The following is a 26,872-nucleotide window of genomic DNA, read 5'->3' as shown; positions in this document are numbered from 1 at the left end:
GGGGAGAGCCTCGCTACTTCCCTTGCTAGAAAAAAATCGGGCATTAGCACTTCTGCTAATGCTAAATCACCGCTTTTTTTCACCACGCAAGGGGCGAGAGTGATGGTTACGCTTGCGCGTAACTAAAATTCCTTTGATTCTAAAAATTTGCATTACAAATTTTCAGAATCTAGCGAGTTCCGAAGTGAATCCTTGGATCTATCACCACATAGAGTGCATCGCTGATAATGCCAACGATGAGCGCTAGGAAAGTAAAAATATACAGCGTGCCAAAAATGATGGGATAATCCCTATTTACCACGCTTTCATAGCCCAAAAGTCCCAATCCATCGAGGCTAAAGATAATCTCAATCAACAAACTTCCGCTAAAAAACATTCCCACAAACACCATCGGAAATCCGCTCACAATCAAAAGCATTGCATTGCGAAAAATATGCTTATAGAGAATCTGTTGCTCACTCGCGCCTTTTGCACGCGCTGTTTGGACATAGGTTTTGTGGATTTCTTCTAAAAAGCAATTTTTGCACAGCATACTAAGTGTGGCAAAACCGCCAATAGAGATACAAAGCACAGGCAAGCACAAATGCCACAAATAATCTTTAACTTTTCCAAAAAAGTCCATTTGCGCGAAGTTCTCACTCACAAGCCCGCGCAGTGGGAAAATATCAAAATAGCTCCCGCCCGCAAAAAGCACGATTAAAAAAATCGCAAATAAAAAACTCGGTATCGCGTGAAAAATCACCACCACAAAGCTTGTGGCGATATCAAACGCGCTTCCATGCCTTTTTGCCTTGATAATGCCTAAAGGAATGCTAATAAGATAGATTATAAGCGTGCTAAAAAAGCCTAGAGAAATGCTCACAGGGAGCTTTTCGATGATGATGTCAAGCACTTTTTGCTGACGATAAAAACTCTCACCAAAATCAAAAAGCGCGTAATTTTTTACCATTATAAAAAAGCGCTCTAGCAGGGGTTTATCAAAGCCATAGAGTTTTTCAATCTGCCTAATTAGCTCAGGCTCTAAGCCGTTGCTTCCTTTATAAAAGCTTTTTTGCGCGATAGCAGATTCTGCGGGCTTGTCCAATCGCTCTAGCTTTGCGATAGTGCGCTCAATCGGACCGCCCGGGGAGAGTTGGATAAGGAGAAAATTAAGGATAAGAATCCCAAATAAAGTCGGCACAAGCAGTGCCAAGCGCTTAGAGATATAACCAAGCACGCTAGCACTCAGTTTTATGCTTGCATTTTAGGCACTCGTGGAATTTCCCACTTTTTAGCTCGCGCTCTACCATCGCCCCGCCACATTCCTTGCAGCGCTCTTTTATAAGCGGATATTTGGAGATAAATTTGCATTTTGGGTAATTTTGACAACCATAAAACGCCCCGCGTTTTGAGAATCTCTTTAATAGATTCCCACCACATTCTGGGCATGGTACGCCAAGGACTTCTTTTGGCTTGAGCGATTTTGTATTTTTGCATTCTGGGTAGCCACTGCATGCGATAAACTCGCCATTTTTCCCAAATTTTTTCACCATATCTCTGCCACATTTTTCGCATTTTTCACCCACACTTTGAGAATCTTGAGATTCACTAGGCTTGATATATTTACACTTCGGATACCCGCTACATGCGACAAATTCGCCAAATTTCCCCTTGCGCAAAACAAGCTCTTTATTGCATTTTGGGCAAAGCTCGCCTGTTGGGATTGCTTGCTTTTGTGAAGCGATGGTTTGCTTGCCATCTTCAATTTTTTGCATAAATGGCTCGTAAAATTCCCACAGCACTTGATTCCAATCCGCCTTTTCCTGCGCGATAGAATCAAGCTTATCTTCAAGCGCAGCGGAAAAATTGCTATCCACAATTTCATTAAAATGAGATTCTAGCACTTCAATCACTTGAAACGCGCTTTGCGTAGGGACAAGCGCCTTTTTCTCGCTTTGAAGATAATCGCGCCCAAGAAGGAGCGAGATTGTCGGGGCGTAGGTGCTAGGTCTGCCGATTCCAAGCGCTTCGAGATTTTTAATAAGGCTCGCTTCAGAATAGCGCGCTGGTGGCTCTGTCTGCTTTTTGACACTTGCAATTTTTTGCGCGTTGATAGATTCTTTGACTTTGAGTTGCGGGAGCAATTCATCTTTATCCTCTAATTCTAAAATTTTATAGAATCCATCAAAGACTAGGCGCCTACCATTTGCCTTAAATTGCGCGCTTTTGTCCTCATTTGCAAAAATAATATTTTGCAACTCAAACTCCGCATCTACGCTCTGGCTTGCCAAAAAGCGCTTATAAATGAGCGTGTAAAGCTTAAGCTCTTCTGGCTTTAAGAAGCTTTTTGCAATCTCTGGTGTGAATCCAAGATTTGTCGGGCGGATTGCCTCGTGCGCCTCTTGCGCGCCTTTTGACTTGCTGGCGTAGGTTTTTGGCTTCGCTGGGACATAGGCTTTGCCATAGTGAGTTGCCAAAACCTCGCGCGCGCTATCCCTTGCCTCTTTTGCGATATTAAGGCTATCTGTCCTCATATAAGTAATCACGCCCATCACGCCTTCATGCGTCTGCACGCCTTCATACAGCCTTTGGGCGATGCTCATTGTCCTAGTTGGGGCAAAGCCTAGCTGTGTCGAGGCGGCTTGCTGGAGTGTGGAAGTCATAAATGGCGGAGGCGTAGTAGTTTTTTTACTTTTTTTATTGATTTCTGCCACGATAAATTGCTGTTTTTTGAGATTTGTCAGAATCTTTTTAACCTCTTTTTCATCTTGCAAAGAAAGCTTTTGCAGTGTTTTGCCCTCATAGCTTATGAGTTCAGATTCTATAATTTCTTTTTTATCCGTCTCAAAATGCGCTTGGATAAGAAAATAAGTCACGCTTTCAAAGCTTTGAATCTCGCGCTCTTTATCAATCACAAGCTTTAGTGCCGCACTTTGCACGCGCCCAGCACTTAGCCCACGCGCGATTTTTGAAGAGATGAGATTGCTTAGCTTAAAGCCCACGATTCTATCAAGTAGCCTTCTTGCCTGCTGTGCATTAACCTTATTCATATCAATGCGCTTTGGATTTTCTAACGCGTGCTTTATCGCGCTTTTTGTGATTTCATGAAACACGATGCGCGGAAATTCCTCTGTGGGCAAATCAAGCGTTTGCGTGATATGGTAGCCTATCGCCTCGCCCTCTCTATCCTCATCGGTTGCAATATAAGTCGTCTTTGCCTTTTTGGCAAGCTTTCTAATTTCCTCAACAATGCCTTTATGATCTTTGTCAATCATATATGTTGGCACAAAGTGCTTGTCTTGCACATTGATACCCAGCGTGTATTTTGGCAAATCGCGGATATGCCCTTTTGAAGCGATAACTTCATAATCCTTGCCTAAAAAGTTTTTAATCGTGCGCGCCTTAGCGGGAGATTCTACGATGATAAGGTTTTTCATTGGGGATTCTCTTTTGCTTGGTTTTTGAGAAATTCTATCACAATGAAAGTAAAAAACACAAAACTTCTTTAATTTTATGCAAATTTTGCGCACAAAAATTGTGGAATATCTTTTGCTTTATTCGGCACAAGCAAGAAAAACTTTAGCAAAAAAAAAGGATTCTGAACATGAGCTTTCGGATTAACACAAACATTTCTGCGTTGAACGCACATACAATCGGAGTTGCAAATAATAGAAGCTTGCACAGCTCGCTAGAGAAGTTAAGCTCTGGTTTGCGTCTTAATAAGGCTGCTGATGACGCTTCAGGTATGGCTATCGCTGATAGTTTGCGCTCACAAAGTGAAGGGCTAGGGCAAGCAGTAAGGAATGCAAATGATGCTATTGGTATGATTCAAGTTGCAGATAAGGCGATGGACGAGCAGCTAAAAATCCTTGATACGATTAAGACAAAAGCCATTCAAGCCGCGCAAGATGGACAAACTACAGAATCTCGCAAAGCCCTGCAAAGTGATATTTTGCGCCTCTTAGAAGAGCTTGATAATATCGCAAACACAACAAGCTTCAACGGACAACAAATGCTCTCCGGCGCATTTTCTAATAAAGAATTTCAAATCGGCGCGTATTCAAACACGACGATCAAAGCTTCTATCGGTCCTACAAGCTCGGATAAAATCGGACATATTAGGATGGAAAGCTCCTCATTTTCTGCTAGCGGAATGCTCGCTTCTGGTGCAGCGCGCAACCTTACAGAAGTGATGTTTCATGTCAAAGAAGTTGATGGGAAAAATAGCTTTACCCTTGAAACGGTTAAAATTTCAACCTCTGCAAATACCGGTATCGGTGTGCTTTCAGAAGTTATCAATAAACACGCAGACACGCTGGGCGTGCGCGCTACTTGGAATGTCATGGGGACAGGAAGCAGTCCTGTGCTCTCAGGCACCGTGCATGGATTGGTGATAAATAATGTAACAATTGGGACAATCAATGATGTGCGTAAAAATGACGCAGATGGACGCCTTATCAATGCAATTAACTCTGTCAAAGAGCGCACAGGGACAGAGGCATTTATCGATATTACCGGGCGCTTAAATTTGCGCAGCACTGATGGGCGCGCGATTGCTATTAGGACGCAAAGTGCTACAGGAGCAGTTTTTGGCGGGGGGAATTTCGCTGGGATTAGCGGGACAGAACACACAATCGTTGGGCGCTTGACGCTTATCCGCACAGACGCACGCGATATTATCATTAGCGGGACGAACTTTAGCCATGTGGGATTCCACACTGCGCAAGGCATTGCGGAATACACCGTGAATCTACGCTCGGTGCGAGGGGAGATGGATTCTAACATTGCTTCAGCATCTGGGGCAAATGCCAATGTGGCGCAAGCAGAATTGCACGCAGGCGGAATAGGTGCGGGTGTGACAAGCCTAAAAGGCGCGATGGTGGTAATTGATATGGCAGAATCTGCGAGAATCCAGCTTGATAAACTTCGCGCAGATATCGGTTCAGCGCAAATCCAGCTTGTGGCGACAATTAATAATATTTCTGTCACACAAGTCAATGTCAAAAGCGCAGAATCTCAAATCCGCGATGTGGATTTCGCCGCAGAATCTGCGACTTTCTCTAAACATAATGTTTTGGCGCAAAGTGGTAGCTTTGCAATGGCGCAGGCAAATGCAGTGCAACAAAATGTTTTGCGCCTTTTGCAATAGAGCCTCTTAAAATTTTATGGATTCTTAAACTTTTATGCAGGATTTTTTTGAAACAAACTTTTGCGCGCTAAAGCTTAAAAATCCTGCCTTAAGCGCGCGCTTAGCAAGGGTTATCCCAAACCAAAAATATGAAGTTTTTTTAACAAATGATGCGCTGGATTTTAACATCATCAACAAAGTAGATTCTACGCCTCTCTTCCCCCAAACACCGCTAAAAAGCACAAATGAAAAGATTATTAACTTTATGCCTTATGCGCTGTATCCGTATTTGTATTTTTTCGGGCTTGGCAATGGCGTGTTTTATAAGGTTTTGTTGCAAAATGAGAATCTCAAACGCGTGGTGGTGATTGAGCCAGAGCTTGAGATTCTCTTTATTGTGTTGCATTTGCTGGATTTTTCGCAAGAGATTTTGCAAGGGCGCATTCTTTTTTGGGATAGAGAAACAAGCTATCAAGAAGTGCTTGATAATTTTATCAAAGACAAGCACACAAAGCTTTATGCGCGGCTGTATGATTTGCATATTTTTAATGGATATTATGAAAAATTTAGCGCGCTAAGTATTGAGTTTAATAAGTGGATTGTGCGTGCGCTGGAGCATTGCGTGATAAGCGTGGGGAATGATAGCAGGGATTCTATCATTGGGATTTCGCATCATATTGCGACTTTGCCTCAAATGCTTGCTTCACCGACACTTTTAGAGCTTTTGGAGGAATTGCGCTTTAAACGCGCACGGTATTTTAAAAGCGAGGCAAGTGATTTTGCAGAATCTGTGGATTCTAGCGAAGCAAAAAACGCCACGCGTCATTGTGAGGATTCACAAAATCCGAAGCAATCCACAAAAAACCTTACGCAACCAAACAGCGTTGCAGAATCTACAGAATCTAAAAACTCAAAAAATATCAAGTATGGGCGCGAGCGTAAGCGAAGCGGAGGCGAAGCGGAATTTACTTCCGCGAAGACGATACCAATTGATGGAATAGGAGCGGAGGCGAAGTGCGATTTACTCGCACGAGATAATACAATTAATAAAACAGATTCCCAAACAACAAGCCAACGCGATAGAATCCAAGATTCTCATCAATTAGAAAATATCGAATATGGGCGCGAGCGTAAGCGAAGCGGAGGCGAAGCGGAATTCACTTCCGCTGAGACGATACCAATTGATGGAATAAAAGGTAGCACCGCGGTAATTGTCGCCACAGGTCCGAGCCTTAGCAAGCAACTGCCACTTTTAAAAAAATACCAAGATTATCTTACGATTTTTTGCATTGACGCATCATTCCCAATCCTCGCAAGAGAAGGCATTAAGCCTGATGTTGTGTTGAGCTTAGAGCGCGTTGATTTGACGGCGAAATTTTATGAAGACACGCCAAAGCAAGCGCATAAAGGCGTGATTTTTGCCATTAGCTCCATCGTGCATAAGCGCCTCAAAGACGCGCTCAAAGGCGATTTGGTGCAATATAATATGCGCCCATTTGGCTACACTTATTATTTTGATTTTAAGGAATATGGCTATATTGGCGTGGGAATGAGTGCGGCAAATATGGCGTATGAAATGGCGGTGTATGCGCGCTTTCAAAGGGTGATTTTAATCGGGCAGGATTTGGCATTTTCAGAATCTGGAAGCTCACATGCAAAAAATGCTGTGTATGGCGAAGATGAAATCAACCCACAAGAGCGCAAAGATGTCGTTTTGCTCCCTGCGTATGGGGGAAAAGGCGAGGTGAAATCCACTTCAATTTGGAAGCTTTTTTTGGAATTTTACGAAACAGATATTGCGCAAACGCCTTATAAAATCGAGGTGATAAATGCTACAGAAGGTGGCGCGCGCATTAAAGGGACAAAAGAGATGAGCTTTTTAGAAGCGCTAAAGGGTTGCGAAAATGGGGGCAAAAAAGAATCTCTTATCCTCGCTTCACCTACGCCAAAAACCTATCAAGCAAATCTTAGCAAAGCGCGCCAAAAAACGCAGGAATTTATCGACTTTGGTTTGGAGAAAAAAGCAAAAATTGAAGAGGTGTTTTTGGAAGTAGCGGGGCTAATCGAAAAGCTAGAAGAAGCAAACAAGCAAAATGCTTTGGAATCTTTTGACTTTGAGATTCTCACAAATGCGCTCGAGCATATCGAGGAAGTGAAGGAGTTTTTCAAGGAAGAGAAGTTTAGCATGTGCTTTAATGACGCGATACAATCTTATATCGTGCATCAAGAGATGGAAATCGCTAAAATTATCGTGCGCGTGGCAAAAGATGAAATCGAGCTAAAGGCAAAGCAAATTGATTTGCTCTACGCGCATAAATACTGGCTGTTTTCGCTTGCTGGGGGGATTGATAGCGTTATTGAAGTGGCAAAAAAAGCCTTTGAACAGTGGGAAGTTTAAAACCAATTATAAGATAATAAAATCCGCAAACCAAAGGCTTGCGTGTAATTGTAAGGCTCTTTGAAATAAGAATAAAGCGCACCTGCTTGATACAAAGGCTGGGCGTTAGATTCTGCAATATTCCAATACTCAAAATACGCGCTAACGCCCACGCCCATATCGATTCCATATTCTTTCAATTCTCGCTCAACGCCAAAATTAAGCTCCAACCCAAACCCGCTATGCTGTGTAAATTCAAGGTTACTATCAAAACCCAAATCCTTAAAATAGCTCGTGTTTTTCCCACTCCAAAGGCTTTTATAAAGCACATTTGCAAAAAGCCTAACATCAGAATGAAGTGCGTATTGCGCGTTAAACCCAGAGATAAGATAGAGATAGCTTTGCTCGCGTTTGTAGCCAGAGTTTGCAGAGATTTGGTTAGTCAAAAAGCGATAGCCAAGCCCAATGTCAAAGCTCACAAATGCATTGCTCGTGTGGATAAAAAGGGGCTTATAGTGGTATTCAAAAAATGTGTAAGTGTCTTTAGAATCTGTATGTAATGGCGTGCAAGCATTGCGAGTGCATTCCGAGCCATTGTAGCGCGCGCTTGAAGTGCTAAAATATGCAAAATTTACTTGATGATGTGCTTCTCCAAAAAAGGCATCATCGTTGAAGTATTTATATTCCGCGCCAACTCCGCCAAAAAGCCCCGAAATATCCATCACGCGTGGTTCTTTGTAGAGATAATACTGCCCGCTAAAGCTTAATGAAAAGCTATGGCGAGGCAAAGTCATGGAATCTTGAGCAAGGCTAAGAGAGCAAAAAAAAAAAAAAAGAAACCCAAATTTAGCTAAAAAGTTCAGAATGCGCATCTAGCACTCCAAAAGCAAATAATGCTAAAAACAGCGCACCTATGAGGATTCTATAGATTCCAAAAGGGACATAGCTAAATTTTGACACAAAGAAAAGGAAAAATTTAATCGCACCAAGTGCCGAGATAAAAGCCACAACCCCGCCAACAAGCAAAATTGCAAGATTTGCAGAATCTAAAATATGCAGATTCTTATACACATCATAGCCTGTAGCGGCAAACATCGTAGGCAGGGCTAAAAGGAAGGAAAATTCCGCTGCAACCCTGCGATTAAGTCCAAGCAGTAGCCCGCCAACAATCGTCGCCCCACTCCTTGAAGTCCCCGGAATCATCGCCAAACACTGCATAAGCCCGATAAGAAACGCCTGCTTAAAGCTAATTTGCGAAATCTCATTCACCGCGTATTCCTTGCCCTTATGCTTGTACTCAATGAGCAAAAACACAATCCCGCCAAGAATAAGCATAATCGCCACGACATAGCCATCAAAAAGCGCCTTAATGTGTTTATACAAAAATAGCCCACAAATCCCCGTTGGGACAAATCCAATGGCAAGCTTTATCCAAATATCAATGCCCTGCATTAAGCGCTTATAGAGTAAAAACAGCACCGCTAAAATCGAGCCAAGCTGCACGACAATCTCAAAGGTTTTCAAAAAATCATCTTGCTTTAATCCAAGCACGCTTGAGACTAAAATCATATGTCCTGTCGATGAAATAGGGAAAAACTCCGTGAGTCCTTCAACCAAGCCTAAAATTATCGCGTCAAAAAAGCCCATTTACTTCTCGCTTAAAATTTTCATTTTGCCATTTTCAAGCCACACATACAAGTCCTTGCGGTGGTTTGAGCTAAAGTTCAATTTACCATTAAAAAACGCCTTGTAATCTTGCTTAAAGCTTAGGCGAAACATCGTCTTATTTTGCTCGTTTGGGAAGGGAAAAATATCAATCGCGCTTAAATCAATCTGCTTTTGCTCGTTTTTTGCAAACACACGCGCCTTGTAGTCTGCAAATGCAGGGTAACGCATACCATTTTCTCGGATAAAATCATTTTTATCATAAAAATTCAAATAGCTTTGCAAATCGCCATTTTTCCACGCTTCCTTCCAAGAAAAGAGCCCGCTTAAAAGCGCGGCAATTTCCTGCGCGCTCACTTCTTGCAAAGCCCCTTCTGAAATAATCACCGCGCTATCCCTGTAGTTAATTAGCTTATCGTAATTTTTAAGAATCTCATTATCAATGGCGATGCAACCCTTTGTGTTAAGCTCCTCTCTGTTCCCATCCAAGGGCAATCCGTGAATCCATATCCCGCCACCTGTTTTTTTCAATGATTTATCATAAGTATTTGGGTAATTTGTCGCAAAAGCAAGCGGTCCATAATAAGGCGGCAATCCGCTAAGGCGTGCGTTTAAATCATACACCCCAATGGGCGTTGTCAAATCGCCCTCTAGCTTTTTATGCCCCTTACCTTTTGCCACAAGCGCGCTAGAGCTTCCAAGGGATTCAAAGCCATTTTGCGTAACCTTAAAAAGCCTCAAATCCGGCACTGCCTTATCCGAAACAAAAAGATATTTTATATTTTCATAATAGCCATAGCGCACATCTTTGCCCTCAATCGCGCGTAGCCAATATTCTGGCGTGAGCAAATAGCGCTCTAGCTCCTTTTGCACGCTTGCAATACCTTGTGTTTGGTAGAGATTAATAAGCTCAAATGTCTTTTCATCAAGTGGCTTATGCGCCTCATCTGCGTAAATTACAGATAAAAAAGACAGACTAAAAAATAACGCTATAAAAAAATTTTTCAACTTTTGCCCTCCATGCCTTTGTTTGCGCTCTATTTCAAACATCACGCGCTTTATTTTGTGTATAAACTCATATCATAACCCACTTTTTTAAGCTTACTTGCTTCCTTGCTCCATGCCTTATCCACGACAACTTCAAGGCGCAAAAACACCTTTTTTTGCAAAAGAGATTCTATCTTTTGGCGCGCACAAATGCCTATACGCTTGATTGTCCTGCCATTTTCCCCGATGATTAAGGCTTTTTGGCTGTTTTTTAGGGTGAGTATTTTAGCATAAATTCGCTCAACTCTACCTTCTTTGTAGCTTTCCACCAACACATCGCTTTCATAAGGCACCTCATCGCTAAGATTTTCAAACAAACTCTCCCTTATAAGCTCCTTTACAATCTCGCGCGTTTGTGAGATTGTCGCGATATCCTCATCGTATAAAAACGGGCTTTGTGGCAAATAGCGCGCGAGCGTATCGAGCAAGATTTGAGGCTTAAAGCCCTTTTTGATACTTAGCGGGATAAGGGCGAGATAATGCGCGCTCAAAGCTTCATACTGCGTGATTTTTTCCAAAAGCTCTTTTTGACTTAGCGTATCGCATTTAGTTAAAAGCAAAATATGCGCGGTGTTAAACTTAGAATCTTGGGCTTTTTTGGAATCTAAAAGCGCGAGGAATTCCTCGTAATGCTTGACAGAATCGCTTGCAGGCGCAAGATAAAGCTTCAAATCACAATCACTAAGCGCGCGCAGGGCTTCATTAAGCATAAATTTGTTTAAGAGTTTTTCTTGGTGGTGGATTCCGGGTGTGTCGGTGAAGATGATTTGCGCATTATACGCACCTTGAGAATCTTTGCCAGAATGCGTGGTGATGATGAGCTGTTGCTTGCGCGTGGCGTTTGCCTTGCTTGAGACAAGTGCGAGATTTTGCCCGCTTAGGGCATTAAGCAGGCTTGATTTCCCAGCATTTGGACGCCCTAAAACCGCTACAAATCCACAACGCGTTTGCATAAATCGTATTCCTTTTTGTATCGCCTGCGCAAAATAAACTTCGCATTTTACCATTTTTATTTTGATTAGGCTTGCAGATTCTCTACTTTAAATGGAATCTAAAAATTCTATTCCTTCTAATTGTATCATCTCGCGGGAAAATCCTACTTCGCCTCCGCTTCGTGTGTATATTTGGGGCTTTTTGGTTGATGAGATTATAAGATTCTATTTTGCTGGTTAGAAAAATCGAGTATGTGCGCGTAAGCGGGACTTTGGCGTTAGCCAAAGTGCCAGCCCAAAAGAAATGGGCTTTCATGCAAGGTTAGTGTATTAAGAAAAGAAAATCCTTACTTCCCAAAATCATGTGGATTCCCGCTTGCGCCGACATAGGCGACTTCACCATTTGGCTTAATATCATACGCCTGTCCGAAACCTTTCACAAAGCGCCCATTTAAAAGCTGTAATTCTACAAGGCTAAAATCAAGCATTTTCTTAATCTGCTTCACGCCGCCATGTCCGCCCATAGAATTTTCCAACACACTAAATGCCTGCTCAAACTCTTCACTCTCACGCTCCACAAAGCGCGCATTGACAGAGTAGCGCAACCTTTTGCGTAAAATCACGGATTTTGCCTTGCACTCATCTTCTAAGAAAAGCGCCTCGATATTGTTTGGATTTGCCTTGATGCTGTGGTAATGATCCGCCACACCGCTAATGTAAATATAACAACGCCCATTGTGCTGGATAAGTGGCGCATAAGAGCTAATCACCTTGCCCTGCTCGCTAAGTGTCGCTAAAACCACCGAGCCAAAGCCTTTTTTGAACTCTTCAATCTCTTGCTTGACGCTCTCTACTTGCGTGTCTGTGCCTTCTTCAGAATCTGTCCCCGCACGCTTGCAAAGCGCGATAATCTCACCTTGAATCTGATCTGGCGTTATAACCTGTGGAAAATCCACGCGCAAAGTCTTTCCGCCATTATAGGTGATATCTAGCCCTGCTGTATCTACGCCTACTAAAGTAGCTTCCTGCACATCGCTTGTGCCACTAAATTTTTTCACAACCTTAATAAGTGAAGATGTGTGATGCTCGTTCATATGCTGAATGATAAAATTCTTGTCCATGGTAACTCCTTGAAGTAAAATTGAAATTAGAAGTCTAACCTCCCTTTATAAACCACAACAACACAAAAAAAGGGAGGTATTCAACAACAAATAAGGAAGGAAAAAGATGCTTGTCAGCCCAAACCCACCCAACCTAAGATTTTGTTTTATAAAAATCTTATGCTTCTAGCATCTCAAAGTGATGATTTGAAAGAAACTTTTTAGTTGTCTTTCAAAAAAGTGAGAGAATTATAAGCAAAGTTTCCTTAAAGATAAATTAATAACAATTCCTATTTTGTAATTTCTAATCCATTACTAAAATTTTCAAAATTTCGTCTATCAAAAATGCTTTTTGCACCATCAAAATTTGGCTTGAAAACAGAGTTTGAAAGCCCTATGTGGCAGTTCATACAATCATCAATCACCTTGTGTGCTTTCCTTAGCTCTGGCAGGCGGATTTTTTCCACATCATGGCAGGCAAAGCAGTCCTGCCCGCAACCACCCATATCAATATTTGCCATTTTTTTCTCTGTATGGCAGGTTTTGCATTCAGTCATAGATTTGTGTCGCGGATCATTCTTAAAATCAAGCTTAGCATGACAGCTCGCGCAATCCCCCGAACAGCTCGCCCAAAGATATTGCATAGCACACACAAGCATCGCAAGCATAAATTTTTTCATTTTTCCGCCCGCTAGCATTTTTGGCATTTGACACTCCGCCTATTTGCGCCTAGCATTTTGCCCGCACGCAGGACAATTAGGATTTTTATGCGTGGTGATTTTTGTAATGCTCAATTTTTGAGAATCCACAAGCGCGATAGTATCAAGCAACATATGCTCATTGAGATTCCCAGAATCCTTATGCAAAAAATACTTTATCACCTCGCCAGCTTGTATCGAGCCTAAAATCCCCGTGCTAAAGCCAGAAACACCGCTTCTAAAATGCTCGTGCAATTCTTGTGGCGGGATTTTCCCAAAAGTGCAAGCAAGGCACGCAGATTGTGGCACAAAGCTTAGCACCTGCCCTAAATACTCAAAATAACTTGCACTGCTAAAGGGCTTTTTTAGTAACACGCAGGCTTGATTGATGATAAAAGCAGTTTTAAAATCATTGCTCGCATCGATGATAAAATCATAATTTTTCATCAAAGCCAGCGCATTTTTCACGCCAAAAACTTCAAAATAGCCTTCAATCTTTGTATTTGGACTCATTTTTTCCAACCGCTCCTGCGCGCAACGCACTTTTGGGCGATTAAGATAGGGCATTTCATACAGCATTTGGTGTTGTAAATCGTCCATATCAATGGTATCAAAATCAACCAACCCAATGCGCCCAACGCCAACTGCGCTCAAATATGTGCTCACCACCGAGCCTATCGCGCCAATACCCACAACAAGCGCGCTAGCATTGAGCAATTTTACCTGTCCTTCCTCACCAACATCAGGAAGTAAAATCCCGCGCGCGTGACGCTCTTTTTGCCTATCATCTAGCATAAAAACTCCTTAGATTCAGCATCTTTTGGTTTAGAATCTCGGATTTATAGCATCGGTTGGAATCTTTAGAATCTCGCATTTTGTAACCTTAAAAATTTATAATCGCGCAAGCCAAAAATTGCTATTTTTCTGCTCATCACTTATAAGCGTGCTTTGCCCATGTCCGGGATATGCGATAAGGTTAGATAGAGAATCTAGCCCTTGAAAGCGCAAAAGCGATTCGCGCATATCCGCGACATTTGAATACGCAAAATCACTGCGCCCAATACTACGATAAAAAATAAAATCTCCGCTAAACACACTTCCGCCAACCTCTATCATACAGCAGCCCGGCGTGTGTCCGGGGAAATGATGAAAAGTCACATAAATTTCTGGCGCATCATTTTGGCTAGATTCTGTAAGCAAAATTGTTTGAGAATCTTTATACGCGCTAACAACCTTATCAGGCTCACTTAGCGGAAGATTAAGCCCAAAAATATCTTCTTTTAGCAAAAAAGAATCTAACTCGTGGCAAATTAATGGCGCATTTGGATAGAGCTTTTTAAGCGCGCTATTATCCCACACATGATCAAAATGCCCGTGCGTGTTAAGAATAGCTAAAATATTTTGACACTCACGCGCCACCCACGCGCTCGCGCCCTCGCCCGGATCGATAATCACCTCGCCTTGCGGGAATTTGAGAATATAGCAATTTGTTTCACAGCGCCCAAAGGCTTGGCATAGAATCTGCAATTTTTAACCTTTATATTCTTAAAGTGAAGTGGCAATTCTACTTTAAAATTGATTGCAAATGCTTAAAACTTGCTAGAATCTCACGCAATCTTAAAAATAAAAGTTGGAACATTGAAAATAAAAAATATTGCATTTTTGCTTATGTTTTGTGCGTTTGCATCGTGTTTGCACGCTCAAGATTCTATACAAAAAGATTCTTTGCAAAATGAAAAAATATTTCTCTCCAGCACTCTGCAGGGCGCAAAAGAGGAGTTTTTGGACGGGAAAAAAATTTATAGCGCTTTTAAAGGAGAGCAAATAGTTTATCGCGTGCGCTTAGAGATTGACAAGGATTTTTTTGAATCTATCCACACGCTGCACATTTCGCGCTTTTGGCTTGAGTTTGCAAAGGTGTATGAGGTGGAGCGCATTGAGGGCGAGCCACAGGAAAATATTATCTATGAGATAAGTTATGTGTTTTATCCCACGCAGAGCGGGGTTTTTGAGATTGAGCCTTTGAGCGTTGATTTTAGCATTGATGAGGCTTTAGGGGATTTTGATGAGGAGCTTTTTGGCAATGCAGTGGATAAACCAAAAACGCGCAAAACCACGCTTTTAACGCCACAATTTACCTTAAAAGTGCAAGATTTGGAAAATCCCGCGCTTTTGTATGGAGAGAGCAAACTTGAGGCGTTTTTGCAAGAGGATTCTTATCGAGAGGATTCTTACAATGAGAGTTTTTACAATGCGGGTACAATAAGCACAGAGCGAGAATCCACAATGCCTACCACTTATAAAGTCGTGCTGGAAAGCTATGGCGATGTGTTTGAGCTAGATTTTGCGCTTGAAATCCCAAATGTAAGCATCTATGATGGCGCGCTGGAACTACACTCTGTGCGGAAAGAAAACGGCTTGTATTGGCACACTTTGAGTAAGGAATTTAGCATTTTGGCAAAAAATTCTTATGAGATTCCGAGTTTCACTGCAGAATATGAAGAGGACAATAAGCGCTATTTGCTTGCCACCGCGCCTTTTGCAGTGCATATCAAGCAAGATTTAGCACAAACCCAAACGCCCAAAAAAGCGCGAAATTTGCTTCCGCTGGCATTCCTTGCGCTTATCCCCTTTGCTGGGCTTCTTATTTTTATGCGTAAAAGGCATTTTTTGACAGAATCTATCCTACGCGCGCACTCTTACAAGGAGCTTTTAGAGCTTTTGCTGGCATATAAATCTAAAAATCCAAATACTAGCACCGCGTCAATCCAGCGCTTTATCGCCTTCATAGAGGAAAAAATCTACCAAAACAAAAGCACGCATTATGATAAAAAAGCCCTTTTAAAAGAGGCAAAAAAGATTCTCAAAACACACTAATGCACCCTTTAAGCGCGTTTTTATGCAAACCTTTCATTTTATTATCTAAAAAGTTATAAAATACGCACTCTTTTTTACTTCAAAAAAAGAATATCTCACAAGGAGTTTTCAATGAGCATTGGTATTTTTTATGGAAGCGATTCTTCAAATACGCAAGGTATTTGCGAAAAAGTAGCAAAGGAGCTAGGCGCGGACGCGAAGCTTTTTGATGTGGCAAAGGCTTCAAAAGAGGATTTGCTAGGATTTACAAACCTTATCCTTGCGACACCTACTTATGGCGCGGGCGATTTGCAAGATGACTGGGATAGCTATCTTGGGGAGTTTAGCGAAGATGATTTTGCAGGCAAAGTTGTAGCGCTTATTGGCGTTGGCGATCAAGATACCTATGCGGATACTTATTGCGATGGCGTGTTTTTCCTCTATGAAAAGGCACAAAAAGCAACAATCATCGGGCAAACCGCAAACGAAGGCTATGATTTTGATGAATCTAAAGCGCTTGTCGATGGCAAACTTGTTGGATTGCTTCTTGATGAGGACAATCAAAGCGATTTGACAGATGAGAGAATCTCAAAATGGGTAGCGCAAATCAAAGGACAATTTAAGTAATCCCCCTAAGCAAAAAGTGGCTTGAAGTTTTAAGCCACTTCACTTCCCATATAAGTTTTAAGGAGAATCTATGGAGCTAAAAATCGCAAGAACTGATTTAACTAGCAAAAAGAAAGTCGAAGCAAAAATAAGCCTTGATGAAATCACGCAAAAAGTGCGCGAGCAAAACGAGCATGCCTTTTATTTTGATGGCACAAACTCGCACAAAGATATGCAAAAAGCAAAGGCAAATCTTGAAAAAAGTGGCTTCCGCGTGCAACTCAACGAAGTGCGCTATGGCTTAGATGAAAATAACTATATTTATGAATTGTATGTGGTGTAGATTTTCCTTCACCAATCCAAATTTTTAAAACCCTATGACTTCCAAAACACCCACGCAAAATAGAATCCAAAATTCTCATCAACCAAAAAACGCAGAATCTATGAGTGAGCATAAGCAAAACAGAGGCAAAGCGGGATTTACTTCCGCGAAGGCGATACAAAAAACGGAATCTCATCAACCAAACAGTGCAATAGAATCCAAAAATCTAATCAACCAAAAAACGCAGAGCATGAGCGCGAAACGCAGTGGAGCGGAGCCGAAGCGGGATTTATTCCCGCGAGGTGATACAATTGATGGAATACCTAAAAGAGTCTATATCCAAACCCTCGGCTGTGCGATGAATGAGCGGGATTCTGAACATTTGCTTGCTGAACTCGAGCACAAAGAGGGCTACGCACTTACGCAAAACCCAAAAGAAGCGGATTTGATTCTCATCAATACCTGTTCGGTGCGCGAAAAGCCCGAACGCAAGCTTTTTAGCGAAATCGGGCAGTTTGCGCGCGAAAAAAAGCAAGGCGCAAAAATCGGAATCTGTGGTTGCACCGCAAGTGCATTGGGAGAGCAAATCATCAAAAAAGCGCCGAGTGTGGATTTTGTGCTTGGCGCGCGCAACACTTCTAAAATCACGCAGGTGCTTCACAGCCCAAAAGCCGTGGAAGTGGATATCAACTATGATGATAGTCGCTATGTCTTTGCATCGCCCCAAAATATGGGAATTAAGGCGCTTTTAAATATCTCAATTGGTTGCGATAAGCTTTGCAGTTATTGCATTGTGCCTTTTACGCGAGGCAAGGAAATTTCAATCCCGCAGGATTTGCTTTTAAGCGAGGCGCGCAAGTTAGCGCAAAATGGCGTTAGAGAGCTTTTATTGCTTGGGCAAAATGTCAATAATTATGGCGTGCGCTTTTCAAGCCCGCACCCAAAGACAAATTTCACGCAGCTTTTGCGCGCACTTAGCGAGATTGAAGGCATTAAGAGAATCCGCTTTACTTCCCCGCACCCACTGCATATGAATGACGCGTTTTTAGAGGAATTTGCAAATAATGAAAAAATCTGCAAATCAATCCATATCCCCTTGCAAAGTGGCTCAAGTAGGATTCTCAAAGCTATGAAACGCGGATACAGCAAGGAATGGTATTTGGAGAGAATCGCGCGCTTAAGAGAGTTCTTAAGCAAAGCAGGGCAAGAGCATGTGGGGATAGGCACGGATATTATCGTGGGATTCCCCGGGGAGAGTGAGGAGGATTTTGCCGATACGCTTGATGTGGTGGAAAAAGTGGGCTTTGATACGCTGTATAGCTTTGTGTATTCCCCGCGCCCAAACACAAGCGCTTATTCTATTGAATCTAGCAAGCTTGTGGATTCTCACATTGCCAAAGAGCGCCTAGCACGCCTGCAAAATCTTCACAAATCAATGCTTGCAAAACGCGCAAAAAATGAGATTGGCAGGGTGTATGAAGTGCTTATTGAAAACTACCGCGATGATGAAGAGCAATGCTGGAGTGAAGGCAGAAGCGGGAATAATCGCCTTGTAAAAATTTTGGGTAAAAAATGCGCGATTGGCACTTTTGCGCACGCACGCATCACGCACGCGCAAGGTGGCTCGCTGTATGGGGAATTGCTAAGTTAAGTTTTAATGCCGCGTAAAAAGCGTCTTAAAACACACTAGCGCGCTTTTTCTGGCACTTTTGCGGTGCTGTATTCCTCAACCCTCTTTAGCACCCTTTCATATTCTGCGCTATTTTTTTCGTAGATTCTAGGGCTGTAGTCGTTGTAGGCGTTTTGACTAGAAATATTTGCAGGGATAATACTGTGTTTTAACACCGCGCTAGAATCTTCCCAAAAATCCACGCTCGGGATTGAGCGAATAGTAGATTCTGCATTCTCATTGATATTGCCAACAATCCTCGCATAAGCGCTTTTTGCGTCATTTGGATTCTCATAAAATGCAAATTCCACCCTATAAATCATCGTATCTTTATCTTTTGGATTTTTCGCCCCGCCATAGATGAAATTCCCCAAGCTATACACGATTTTTTTGCCCTTGTATTCCTCAATGCCCTGCAAAACATGCGGATGATGCCCGATAATCAAATCCGCGCCATTATCAATCGCAAAATGTGCAATCTCGCGTTGCAAGCTATTTGCGATATGCTCGCGCTCCTCACCCCAATGGAAGGTAAAAATCACCACTTCAGCGCCACTTTGACGCAAACGCGCAATCTCATCTTTCACGCGCGATTTTATATCCCTACTCCACCCGCGATGAGCGCCAAAGCCAAACTTCTTGCCCTTAATCTCGCGGATATCTAAAAACCCTTCGCCAAAATAGGGAATCTCCGCATTTTGCAAAATCTCTCTTGTATCCTTAAAGCCCTGCGCGCCATAATCGCGCGTGTGGTTATTAGCGATATTTACAGATTCTATGCTCGCAGCCTTTAAAATATTTGTATAAACACTTTTCCCCTTAAAGCTAAAAGGCTTCACAAAGGCATTTTGCAACTCTTTATCACTTAGCACGCCTTCTAAATTTGCTACGCTCAAATCATCTTCGCTTAATACCGCAACAACGCCCTTGCTAAAGTAGGCATAATCGCCCCCAACTTCTTTAAACTTCGCGTTGAAAGTCGCGCCGCTCGCACCTTTATAATCCCCTAGCACGCAATCACCCACAAAGCTTAATTTTATAATTATCGGCGCTTGCGCTGAATCTGGCGCAAGAGATTCTGCTTGAGATTTTTCTTTTGCTTGTGGAATGCTAGATTGCGGAGTTTCTAGGCTACTTTGAGAACAGCCAAAAAACAGCCCCATACCCGCACTTGCAAAGGCGCAAAAAGTAGCCACGCGCAAAATGCGCCAAACTTTCTTAAAATACATTTATTCCCTTAAACCACAAAGTGCGAGCCCAAAGATTCCCTAAAAATAATGCCTAATAACCTTGAATCCTTAAGCAATAATCCCTATCATTAAAGCGCTCCACACAGCGTTTATACTCAGAACTATTTGTCGGGTGCCACCAGCTATCAAGCATATCAAGCGCAAACGCCACAAGCGGCATTGTAATGCTCACATTTATCATCGATTGATTGACACTATGTGGGAATCCAATCTCGCTAGGCGTGCTTGCATGCAAGCTGTAGCGATAGCCCACATCTAAGTAAAATCCGCGATAGCCAATCTGAAAGCCCGCATTTACATACCCACCATTTGCATTGTGGATATTTACTAGATTGTCGTATTTTTGCCACTCATAGCCACCGCCGCCATAGATTCCCACATATTTTGAGAATCTCCACAACACATCAGCGCCACCGCCATAGCTTTGAAACTTCAAATTCCCTTCATCTGTCATTCCAAGTGGCGCGAAAGAATAAAAGCCCTTAAGTTGCGCGCCGAGTTTGCCCTCATTTTTGTAATAAGCAAGTTTTACAGCACCATTAAAGCCATCGCCACTTTGTGAGCTTTCAAATGGTGCGCTATACCATTTCCTATTGCCAAAAGTCGCGCCATAGCGCGCATAGCCAAAATCCACCAAAAGCCCATTGCCATCATGCGAGCTTTTATGCGATTTGCTTTCATCAGCACTCAAAAAACTTCCAACAACACACAAAAAAATTACCAAATAGAAATTCTTTTTCATATCTTATCCTTTATAATGCCAAGACTTTAGGAAAGTGGATTTAACCATAAAAAGGCTTTAAGGACAATAAGCTTGTTTTTTTGGAAGGATTTTCAAAAAAATTAATGGGTAGATTCTACACATTAAAATGCAAAAGTGTTACTTTTTTACAAAGTTGCATACTTTTTTGCGTAAATTTAAGAGAGCGTTTTTTTTTTTTTTTTGTTAAAATCATCGGAATGCTTTGTGATGAAATTACAAATTCAATCACCTAAGCATACATTATTTTTCAAAAAATAAAAAGGAAAACCATGAAGCTGTCACTTCGCACAAAACTTATTATCGCCACGCTTGGCGTTGTTTTCTTTATTTTAGCAATTGTGAGCGTGATAAATTACCGCTCTAGTGTCTCTACGATAAATTCTCTCTACAATGCCTTGCAAGAAAAGATGTTAGATTCATCTTTTAGCATTGTAGAAGACACCGTGGAAGGCGAGGCAAAGCAAAGTTTGGAATATTTAGCGCGAGAATTAGGCGAGCTAGATTTAGATTCTGCGCAAAATATTAGGCAAGCGCGCACGCTTTTAGATTCCATCGCGCAGGCACATAAATATAAAAATGTCTTTGTGGGCTATGAAAATGGCGATTTTGTGATCGTTTCAAAAGATAAAAGCTCAAGCGCAAAAAAGACTAGCCTTGATACTTTGGAAGATATGAAAAATCAGCAATGGTATAAAAGCGCCTTGAAGCAAAAAGGTTTTATCGTGCTTGATCCCTATATCCCGCGCGGTGGCAATATCGATCCTACGCGCAAACTCTCACTTGATGAAGATGGCAAATCACTTGCAGTAGTTGCGATGCCTATCATCAAAAATAATCAAACCATCGGCGTGGTGGGCATAAACTTCTCTTATGAGGATTTGCAAGAACATTTTGAGATTTTTGAGCTCAAGCAGTTACCGAGCTTGTCAATTTTTATCGCGGATTCTCAATATGCTATTTTCTTGCATGATGATTATAAAGTCGTCTTGGCTACGCCCGGTGAGCAACCAGTAGAGCAGGCATTAGAAGAAGCTGGGAAGAATAGAGATTCTGGAACTATACATTATATGCATGATAAGATAGAAAAAGTCGCAATGTTTAAAAAGCTAAAATCCGGCTGGGTGGTGGCTGTATCAGCTAGCACGAGTGATTTTACAGACGCGATACAAAAAGAATTTATCACAAGCGTGCTTATTGCGCTAGTGCTTTTGGTGCTTGGCTCTGCGATGCTGTATTTTCTCATCTCGTATTTCCTTAAGCCTATAAATATCATCAGGCAGGGGCTTGATAAGTTTTTCGCGTATATTAATTACGAAAGTAAGCAGGCAAATTTATTGGAAGTAAAAAGTGGCGATGAGTTTGAATATATGGCGCAAGTGCTTAATCAAAACATTAAGCGCACACAAGAATCTTTGCAAAAAGACACAGCGCTTGTCGCCCAAACTCTAGAAATCGTGCAAAAGGCAAATAATGGAATCGTGCAAGATACCATCACACTAGAATCTCACAATCCACAGCTTATGGAGCTACGCAACGGGCTAAATCACTTTATTGAAGCGATAAAAACGCGCATAGGAAGCGATTTTAACGAGCTTAAAAAAGTACTAGATTCTTATGCGGAGCTTGATTTTTGCATGAATGTGAAAGACGCAAATGGACATGTGGAAGTAGTCACACAAACGCTAGGCGAGGAAATCCGCACAATGCTAAATTCCAGCGCACATTTTGCAGATATGCTAGGCGAGCAAAGCAAACAATTAGAATCCGCTGTGGCAAATCTCACTAAAACTAGCCATTCTCAAGCAAGTAGTTTGGAGCAAACCGCAAGCGCGATAGAGGAAATAAACTCATCAATGCAAAATGTCAGCGAACAAACAAATGAAGCAAGCAAACAAGCAGAGGATATAAAAAATATCGTAAATATCATCAAAGACATTGCAGATCAAACAAATTTGCTAGCTCTTAATGCCGCGATTGAAGCAGCACGCGCAGGCGAGCATGGACGGGGCTTTGCAGTGGTGGCAGATGAGGTAAGGAAGTTGGCTGAACGCACGACAAAGTCTTTGAGCGAGATTGAAGCAAATGTCAATGTGCTGGTGCAAAGTATCAGCGAAATGGCAGAATCTATCCACGAGCAAACCGATGGCGTCACGCAGATAAATGAATCAATCGTGCAGCTAGAAAATATCGCCAATGAAAATGTGGAAGTGGCAAATGCGACAAATGAGATTATGCTTAAAGTTAATAATATCGCTAAAGATATCCTTGAAGATGTGCATAAAAAGAAATTTTAAGTCATATTCTTTTTAACGCTCGCGTTTTTGAGAAACCATCGCGGGCAAAGATTCTATAAAAGCGGGGAAAATCCCGCTTTTGAGTGGTTTTTATTGATAAATTTAAGAGAGCTTAGAGATCTTTTAAAAGCAATTTTTGCGTATCCATAATACCGATACCCTTATCAAGCACTTCACGCGCGATATCTTGGGCTTCAGTGAGCGAGTGCATCGCATAGGTGCCACATTGGAATTTATTTGCCTCTGGGATTTGGCTCACTTTCAAAATATCTTTCATGCTATTTTCCCACGCTTCGCGCACTTTATCATCGCTTGGCTCACCGATAACACTCATATAAAATCCCGTCCTGCAGCCCATCGGCGAAATATCGATAATCTCGACATTTGGCGTATTCAAATGCTCGCGCATAAAGCCTGCAAACAAATGCTCTAGCGTGTGGATTCCCTTTTCGCTCAAAATCTCTTTGTTTGGCACACAAAAACGCAAATCAAACACGCTAATTTTATCGCCCTTTGGTGTTTGCATAGTCTTTGCAAGCCTCACAGCAGGTGCTGGCATAATGGTGTGATCGACTTTGAAACTATCAAGTAATGGCATTTTTTCTCCTTGTATTTTGTAATCAAAGCGCGCATTTTAGCAGTTTTTTGTTACAAAATTGGTTACTAGATCTGTAAGATTCTCTCCATTGGTTATTTTTTTAGATTCTGCGGTGCTTTCAAGTTATAATACCGCTATTATTTATCACGCCAAGGATTAAAGGATTTTAGCCGTGCAACGACAATGCAGCCACTGCCATTTAAGCTATGATGAGCGCGCGTTAAAAAAAGTCGTGGTGGCAAATGAGGCAAAAAATAATGAGGCAGAGGAATTGTATTTTTGCTGCAATGGCTGTGAGGGCGTGTATTTCTTATTGCAAAAAGCAAAGTTACAAAGCTTTTATTCTAAGCTTGGCGCAACTACACTTAATCCCCCAAAAGAGGCTAACACAAAGGATTTGGGCTTTTTTGAATCTGCAGGATTTAAGGAAAAATATATCCGCGTGAATAAAGATGGAAGTTTTTCTTGCTCGCTTATTTTGGAGCATATCCATTGCGCGGCGTGTGTGTGGCTCAATGAGCGGATTTTGAATAACCAAAAAGGCATTAAAAACGCCACGATTAATTACACAAATAACAAGCTTCTTCTCACTTGGGATAATACGCAGATTTCTTTGCCTCAAATTATCACGCTTATCCGATCTATTGGTTATGACGCTTATGCCTATGATCCCAGCCTTCAAGAATCACGCGACAAGGCGCATTTGCGCGAATATTACATACGCATTATCGTTGCGCTTTTTGCCACGATGAATATTATGTGGATTGCCATCGCGCAGTATAGCGGGTATTTTTTGGGTATGAGCGATGAGGTGAAGGATATTTTAAACCTCGCGTCTTTTGCGCTGTGCCTTTTGACGCTAATTTTTTCTGGCTTTGTGTTTTATCGAGGCGCGTATTTTGGGCTGAAAAATGGCTTTATTGGAATGGATTTGCTAGTGAGCGTTGGCGCGACACTTACATTTTTTTATTCTATTTATGCCGCAATCACGCATAGTGGGGAAACTTACTTTGAATCTGTGAGTATGATTCTCACCTTTGTGCTGGTTGGGAAGTTTTTAGAAATACGCGCGAGGAAGGGCGCTGGGGAGAGTTTGGATAAATTACACGCGTTTTTGCCTCAAACTTTGAGCGTGTGTGAAAATGGCGATGAGCAAAAGCTAATCCTTAAAAAGCCCGAAGAGGTGGCAATTGGCGATGTGATTTTGGCACTGCCGGGGGAAAAAATCGCGCTAGATTCCGTGCTTGTTTCAGACATTGGCATTTTTGATACAAAAGCCATTAATGGCGAGAGTTTGCCACTTACAAGGCATAAGGGCGAGGAGCTAAGCTCTGGTTTTGTCAATCTTAATCATAAGATTCTCTACAAAGCGCAAAAAAGCTTTGAAAATAGCCTTATGAGCAAGGTTATGCGCCTTGTGGAGGAGAGTCTAAGCCACAAACCTAGAATCCAAAATCTCGCAAATAGCATTTCGCAAAATTTTTCGCGCACGGTGCTTTTTATCGCGTTGCTGTGCTTTTTGGGCTGGCATTTTGTGGGTGGGGTGAGTGTGGAGCGCGCGCTTATTATTGCTATTTCTGTGATTATTATCGCGTGTCCTTGTGCTTTGGCGCTTGCTACGCCACTTGCGAGTGTGGTTGGCATTATGCAGTCTTACAAAAAGCATATTATTTTTAAGCAGGCAAGTTTTTTGGAGATTCTCGCAAAGGCAAATGTCGTGGTGTTTGACAAAACAGGCACGCTCACTTGTGGGAATCCGCAGGTGGAAACGCTTTTTGGGGAATTAGGAAAAGATGATGCAAGGCTTTTGTACGCGCTTGTTTCACAAAGCAAGCACCCCATTTCTGTGGGTGTGAAAAATTACCTTGAAAAAGAATCTGAAAAAGAAGAATCTAAAGAGGGCTTGAATGTGGTTTTAGAGGATTTTTTACAGGTGGATTCTCAAGGCATTAAAGCGCATTGTAAAGGCAAAAAGCTTGTTGGTGGGAGTTTAGAATTTTTGGAAAATGAGGGCGTTAAAGTCGCGCGAGAAGGGCTTAATCTTGGCTCTGGAATGCTTTTTGGCTTTGGGATAGATTCTAGACTTGTTGGGGTTTTTGAGCTTAGAGATTCTCTAAAAAGTGGCGCAAAGGAGCTAATTTCTTATTTGCGCGCGCAGGGCTGTGAGACGATTTTACTAAGTGGCGATAGGGAGCAGAGTGTGAAAGAGTGCGCGAGCGCGCTTGATATAGCGCAGTATCAAGCTGGCGTTTCACCATTGCAAAAAGGCGCGTTTATTGAGAATCTTAAAAGCAAAGGCTCGATTGTCGTGATGGCGGGCGATGGGATAAATGACGCGCTAGCACTTAGCAAGAGCGACATTGCTATAAGCATGGGCGGGGGCAGTGATATCGCGCTTTTAAGCAGTGATGTGGTGATTTTAAATGATAGTTTGGAAAGCCTGCAAAGTGCCTTTAGGCTGGCAAAGCGCACATTTTTATGTATCAAGCAAAATATCGGGCTAAGCATTTTGTATAATGCGCTAACTATCCCAATAGCGCTTGCTGGGCTTGTTATCCCGCTTTTTGCTGCGCTTTCAATGAGCCTAAGCTCGCTTCTTGTTGTGCTAAATTCATTGCGTATCAAATAGGGCGCGAAAGCGTGGGGCGCGCTATTTTTCATAAATTATTTTTACAATTTATTCTCGCGCCTTATTCTTGCAAAAGGAAAAATTCCTTTGTGTTTGGATTGAGTGCTTTTTGTGGATTCTTAGTTTGGGCTGGTGTTTGGGCGGGTTTGGGAGCTTGCGTTGCGCTTTTTTGGGTTGTAGGCGAGGTTGTTACTTTTGGTGGATTTTTAGGTGCTGTGGGCGCTGTGGGTGTGGAAATGATAGAATCTGCCCCGCTTTTTCGTATCGGCACTTGACGCAAAAGCATCGCATTTTGCTTAGCATTTTCAAGGAAAATAATCGCATGATCCTTTTTTAGCGCCTGCTTATTGAGCGCACTTGCCACCTTTGGCATATATTCTTGCAGGATTTTTACGCGTTTTGCGATGTCTTCAAAATATTCCTGCGCCATTTTGTCGCGCTCTTTGTCCTTTTCCCAGCTAAAGCCTTTGTTATAGGATTTCACCACTTGCTGCCAATGCCAATCACGCACCCTGCCCCAATACAGCAACTCATCAAGTGCCACCTGCGAGGCGTAGTCATCATCGCGTATGAGGAGCTCGCCCACCATATTTCGCATAAAACTTGTATCTTTTTGATTATTTTTCTTCAGCACGCCCGGAATATGCGCGTGATAGATCCCAGCACTCGGATCAGCAAAATTCACTTTATATTCGCCCGCGCAAGATTCTTTCCACGCGATAGCTGCCATCGTGTAGGCATAGCCACTTGATAAGCCATATTTAAAAGCTTTTAAAATCACTTGTTTTTGGGCTTTGCTAAAATCCTTTGGTTGCACGCATTTACCCTCGATCTTATGCAAAGGGAGCGCATACAAGCTCGTGCAAAAAAGAAGTAAAAAAGAAATTTTTTTCAAAATATATCCTTAAATTTAGAGGCAAAATTTGGGAGTTTTGTAAGAATCCTTTAACACATTATAA

22 protein-coding genes are annotated in these 26,872 nt (G+C 42.1%); 8 read left to right on the top strand and 14 right to left on the bottom strand.

What is annotated here, in order from left to right; translation table 11 throughout:
• Positions 1–169: 169 nt before the first annotated feature.
• Together CQA49_RS06195 and topA are read right to left on the bottom strand one after the other, a co-directional pair.
• Entirely contained in the window at positions 170–1,216 is a 1,047-nt protein-coding gene (locus CQA49_RS06195) for a microcin C ABC transporter permease YejB (protein WP_115575095.1), read from the bottom strand.
• A 1-nt stretch (position 1,217) separates the two neighbouring features.
• A complete protein-coding gene (gene topA / locus CQA49_RS06190; protein WP_115575094.1) occupies positions 1,218–3,416 on the bottom strand; it encodes a type I DNA topoisomerase in 2,199 nt (732 codons plus the stop codon).
• A 167-nt stretch (positions 3,417–3,583) separates the two neighbouring features.
• Between topA and CQA49_RS06185 the strand changes: the two genes are divergently transcribed.
• Both CQA49_RS06185 and CQA49_RS06180 read left to right on the top strand, forming a co-directional pair.
• Complete coding sequence (locus CQA49_RS06185) at positions 3,584–5,128, top strand: flagellin B (protein WP_115575093.1); 1,545 nt, start codon at positions 3,584–3,586, stop codon at positions 5,126–5,128.
• 34 nt (positions 5,129–5,162) lie between these two features.
• A complete protein-coding gene (locus CQA49_RS06180; protein WP_258864242.1) occupies positions 5,163–7,505 on the top strand; it encodes a motility associated factor glycosyltransferase family protein in 2,343 nt (780 codons plus the stop codon).
• On the opposite strand, the gene CQA49_RS06175 is transcribed toward CQA49_RS06180, so the two are convergent.
• The 8 genes from CQA49_RS06175 to CQA49_RS06140 all read right to left on the bottom strand — a co-directional run bounded on the left by CQA49_RS06175 (position 7,502) and on the right by CQA49_RS06140 (position 14,453).
• Positions 7,502–8,278: a hypothetical protein gene (locus CQA49_RS06175; protein WP_147288660.1), complete on the bottom strand. Its 777-nt coding sequence runs from the start codon at positions 8,276–8,278 to the stop codon at positions 7,502–7,504. The two genes, CQA49_RS06180 and CQA49_RS06175, sit on opposite strands and share 4 nt — an antisense overlap.
• Positions 8,279–8,330: 52 nt before the next feature.
• Complete coding sequence (locus CQA49_RS06170; protein WP_115575091.1) at positions 8,331–9,131, bottom strand: undecaprenyl-diphosphate phosphatase; 801 nt, start codon at positions 9,129–9,131, stop codon at positions 8,331–8,333.
• On the bottom strand, positions 9,132–10,157 hold the full coding sequence (locus CQA49_RS06165) for a L,D-transpeptidase family protein (RefSeq protein ID WP_258864241.1): 1,026 nt from the start codon (positions 10,155–10,157) through the stop codon (positions 9,132–9,134).
• Between the two features lie 50 nt (positions 10,158–10,207).
• On the bottom strand, positions 10,208–11,149 hold the full coding sequence (gene era, locus CQA49_RS06160; protein ID WP_115575089.1) for a GTPase Era: 942 nt from the start codon (positions 11,147–11,149) through the stop codon (positions 10,208–10,210).
• Positions 11,150–11,475: 326 nt separating this feature from the next.
• Positions 11,476–12,249, bottom strand: coding sequence for a HugZ family heme oxygenase (locus tag CQA49_RS06155; RefSeq protein WP_115575088.1), 774 nt, complete (start codon positions 12,247–12,249; stop codon positions 11,476–11,478).
• Positions 12,250–12,518: 269 nt separating this feature from the next.
• Entirely contained in the window at positions 12,519–12,935 is a 417-nt protein-coding gene (locus CQA49_RS06150; protein WP_258864240.1) for a hypothetical protein, read from the bottom strand.
• Positions 12,936–12,947: 12 nt separating this feature from the next.
• Positions 12,948–13,721, bottom strand: a complete 774-nt coding sequence (locus CQA49_RS06145; protein ID WP_115575087.1) for a HesA/MoeB/ThiF family protein — start codon at positions 13,719–13,721, stop codon at positions 12,948–12,950.
• A gap of 96 nt (positions 13,722–13,817) precedes the next feature.
• Complete coding sequence (locus CQA49_RS06140) at positions 13,818–14,453, bottom strand: MBL fold metallo-hydrolase (protein WP_115575086.1); 636 nt, start codon at positions 14,451–14,453, stop codon at positions 13,818–13,820.
• Positions 14,454–14,564: 111 nt separating this feature from the next.
• Here CQA49_RS06140 and CQA49_RS06135 point away from each other — a divergent pair, with 111 nt between their 5' ends.
• From CQA49_RS06135 to miaB, 4 genes are all read left to right on the top strand, one after another.
• Complete coding sequence (locus CQA49_RS06135) at positions 14,565–15,803, top strand: hypothetical protein (protein WP_115575085.1); 1,239 nt, start codon at positions 14,565–14,567, stop codon at positions 15,801–15,803.
• Between the two features lie 111 nt (positions 15,804–15,914).
• Positions 15,915–16,409, top strand: a complete 495-nt coding sequence (locus CQA49_RS06130; RefSeq protein ID WP_115575084.1) for a flavodoxin — start codon at positions 15,915–15,917, stop codon at positions 16,407–16,409.
• Between the two features lie 70 nt (positions 16,410–16,479).
• Positions 16,480–16,731 carry an HP0268 family nuclease gene (locus CQA49_RS06125; protein ID WP_115575083.1) on the top strand — a complete coding sequence of 84 codons (252 nt, stop codon included), beginning with the start codon at positions 16,480–16,482 and terminating at the stop codon, positions 16,729–16,731.
• A gap of 34 nt (positions 16,732–16,765) precedes the next feature.
• Positions 16,766–18,361 (top strand): tRNA (N6-isopentenyl adenosine(37)-C2)-methylthiotransferase MiaB, encoded by a 1,596-nt coding sequence (gene miaB / locus CQA49_RS06120; protein ID WP_258864239.1) that lies wholly within the window; start codon positions 16,766–16,768, stop codon positions 18,359–18,361.
• 35 nt (positions 18,362–18,396) lie between these two features.
• Here miaB and CQA49_RS06115 read toward each other — a convergent pair whose 3' ends face one another.
• Both CQA49_RS06115 and CQA49_RS06110 read right to left on the bottom strand, forming a co-directional pair.
• On the bottom strand, positions 18,397–19,608 hold the full coding sequence (locus CQA49_RS06115) for a CapA family protein (protein WP_115575082.1): 1,212 nt from the start codon (positions 19,606–19,608) through the stop codon (positions 18,397–18,399).
• 52 nt (positions 19,609–19,660) lie between these two features.
• Positions 19,661–20,371: a hypothetical protein gene (locus tag CQA49_RS06110; RefSeq protein ID WP_115575081.1), complete on the bottom strand. Its 711-nt coding sequence runs from the start codon at positions 20,369–20,371 to the stop codon at positions 19,661–19,663.
• 290 nt (positions 20,372–20,661) lie between these two features.
• Between CQA49_RS06110 and CQA49_RS10285 the strand changes: the two genes are divergently transcribed.
• Positions 20,662–22,686 carry a methyl-accepting chemotaxis protein gene (locus CQA49_RS10285; RefSeq protein WP_115575080.1) on the top strand — a complete coding sequence of 675 codons (2,025 nt, stop codon included), beginning with the start codon at positions 20,662–20,664 and terminating at the stop codon, positions 22,684–22,686.
• Positions 22,687–22,798: 112 nt separating this feature from the next.
• On the opposite strand, the gene luxS is transcribed toward CQA49_RS10285, so the two are convergent.
• Positions 22,799–23,284, bottom strand: a complete 486-nt coding sequence (gene luxS / locus CQA49_RS06100) for an S-ribosylhomocysteine lyase (protein WP_115575079.1) — start codon at positions 23,282–23,284, stop codon at positions 22,799–22,801.
• Positions 23,285–23,456: 172 nt separating this feature from the next.
• On the opposite strand from luxS, the gene CQA49_RS06095 reads away from it, so the two are divergent.
• The gene (locus CQA49_RS06095) at positions 23,457–25,913 is read left to right on the top strand and encodes a heavy metal translocating P-type ATPase (protein WP_115575078.1); all 2,457 of its coding nucleotides are present in this window, start codon (positions 23,457–23,459) and stop codon (positions 25,911–25,913) included.
• A 61-nt stretch (positions 25,914–25,974) separates the two neighbouring features.
• On the opposite strand, the gene CQA49_RS06090 is transcribed toward CQA49_RS06095, so the two are convergent.
• The gene (locus CQA49_RS06090; protein WP_258864237.1) at positions 25,975–26,808 is read right to left on the bottom strand and encodes a hypothetical protein; all 834 of its coding nucleotides are present in this window, start codon (positions 26,806–26,808) and stop codon (positions 25,975–25,977) included.
• Between the last annotated feature and the right edge of the window lie 64 nt (positions 26,809–26,872).

It is taken from the genome of Helicobacter sp. MIT 00-7814 (assembly GCF_003364115.1).
Lineage (GTDB): Bacteria > Campylobacterota > Campylobacteria > Campylobacterales > Helicobacteraceae > Helicobacter_F.
The sequence above is the reverse complement of the archived record's forward strand: the minus strand, read 5'-3'. Positions and strand labels throughout refer to the sequence as shown.

What these genes read in the sequence shown, in the direction of transcription:
- CQA49_RS06130 (WP_115575084.1), top strand. Translation starts at nt 15,915, where the DNA reads ATGAGCATTGGTATTTTTTATGGAAGCGATTCTTCAAATACGCAAGGT.
- CQA49_RS06180 (WP_258864242.1), top strand. Translation starts at nt 5,163, where the DNA reads ATGCAGGATTTTTTTGAAACAAACTTTTGCGCGCTAAAGCTTAAAAAT.
- CQA49_RS06185 (WP_115575093.1), top strand. Translation starts at nt 3,584, where the DNA reads ATGAGCTTTCGGATTAACACAAACATTTCTGCGTTGAACGCACATACA.
- CQA49_RS06115 (WP_115575082.1), bottom strand. Translation starts at nt 19,608, where the DNA reads ATGTATTTTAAGAAAGTTTGGCGCATTTTGCGCGTGGCTACTTTTTGC.
- CQA49_RS06175 (WP_147288660.1), bottom strand. Translation starts at nt 8,278, where the DNA reads ATGACTTTGCCTCGCCATAGCTTTTCATTAAGCTTTAGCGGGCAGTAT.
- CQA49_RS06145 (WP_115575087.1), bottom strand. Translation starts at nt 13,721, where the DNA reads ATGCTAGATGATAGGCAAAAAGAGCGTCACGCGCGCGGGATTTTACTT.
- CQA49_RS10285 (WP_115575080.1), top strand. Translation starts at nt 20,662, where the DNA reads ATGAAGCTGTCACTTCGCACAAAACTTATTATCGCCACGCTTGGCGTT.
- era (WP_115575089.1), bottom strand. Translation starts at nt 11,149, where the DNA reads ATGCAAACGCGTTGTGGATTTGTAGCGGTTTTAGGGCGTCCAAATGCT.
- CQA49_RS06150 (WP_258864240.1), bottom strand. Translation starts at nt 12,935, where the DNA reads ATGCCAAAAATGCTAGCGGGCGGAAAAATGAAAAAATTTATGCTTGCG.
- luxS (WP_115575079.1), bottom strand. Translation starts at nt 23,284, where the DNA reads ATGCCATTACTTGATAGTTTCAAAGTCGATCACACCATTATGCCAGCA.
- miaB (WP_258864239.1), top strand. Translation starts at nt 16,766, where the DNA reads ATGACTTCCAAAACACCCACGCAAAATAGAATCCAAAATTCTCATCAA.
- CQA49_RS06125 (WP_115575083.1), top strand. Translation starts at nt 16,480, where the DNA reads ATGGAGCTAAAAATCGCAAGAACTGATTTAACTAGCAAAAAGAAAGTC.
- CQA49_RS06170 (WP_115575091.1), bottom strand. Translation starts at nt 9,131, where the DNA reads ATGGGCTTTTTTGACGCGATAATTTTAGGCTTGGTTGAAGGACTCACG.
- CQA49_RS06155 (WP_115575088.1), bottom strand. Translation starts at nt 12,249, where the DNA reads ATGGACAAGAATTTTATCATTCAGCATATGAACGAGCATCACACATCT.
- CQA49_RS06110 (WP_115575081.1), bottom strand. Translation starts at nt 20,371, where the DNA reads ATGAAAAAGAATTTCTATTTGGTAATTTTTTTGTGTGTTGTTGGAAGT.
- topA (WP_115575094.1), bottom strand. Translation starts at nt 3,416, where the DNA reads ATGAAAAACCTTATCATCGTAGAATCTCCCGCTAAGGCGCGCACGATT.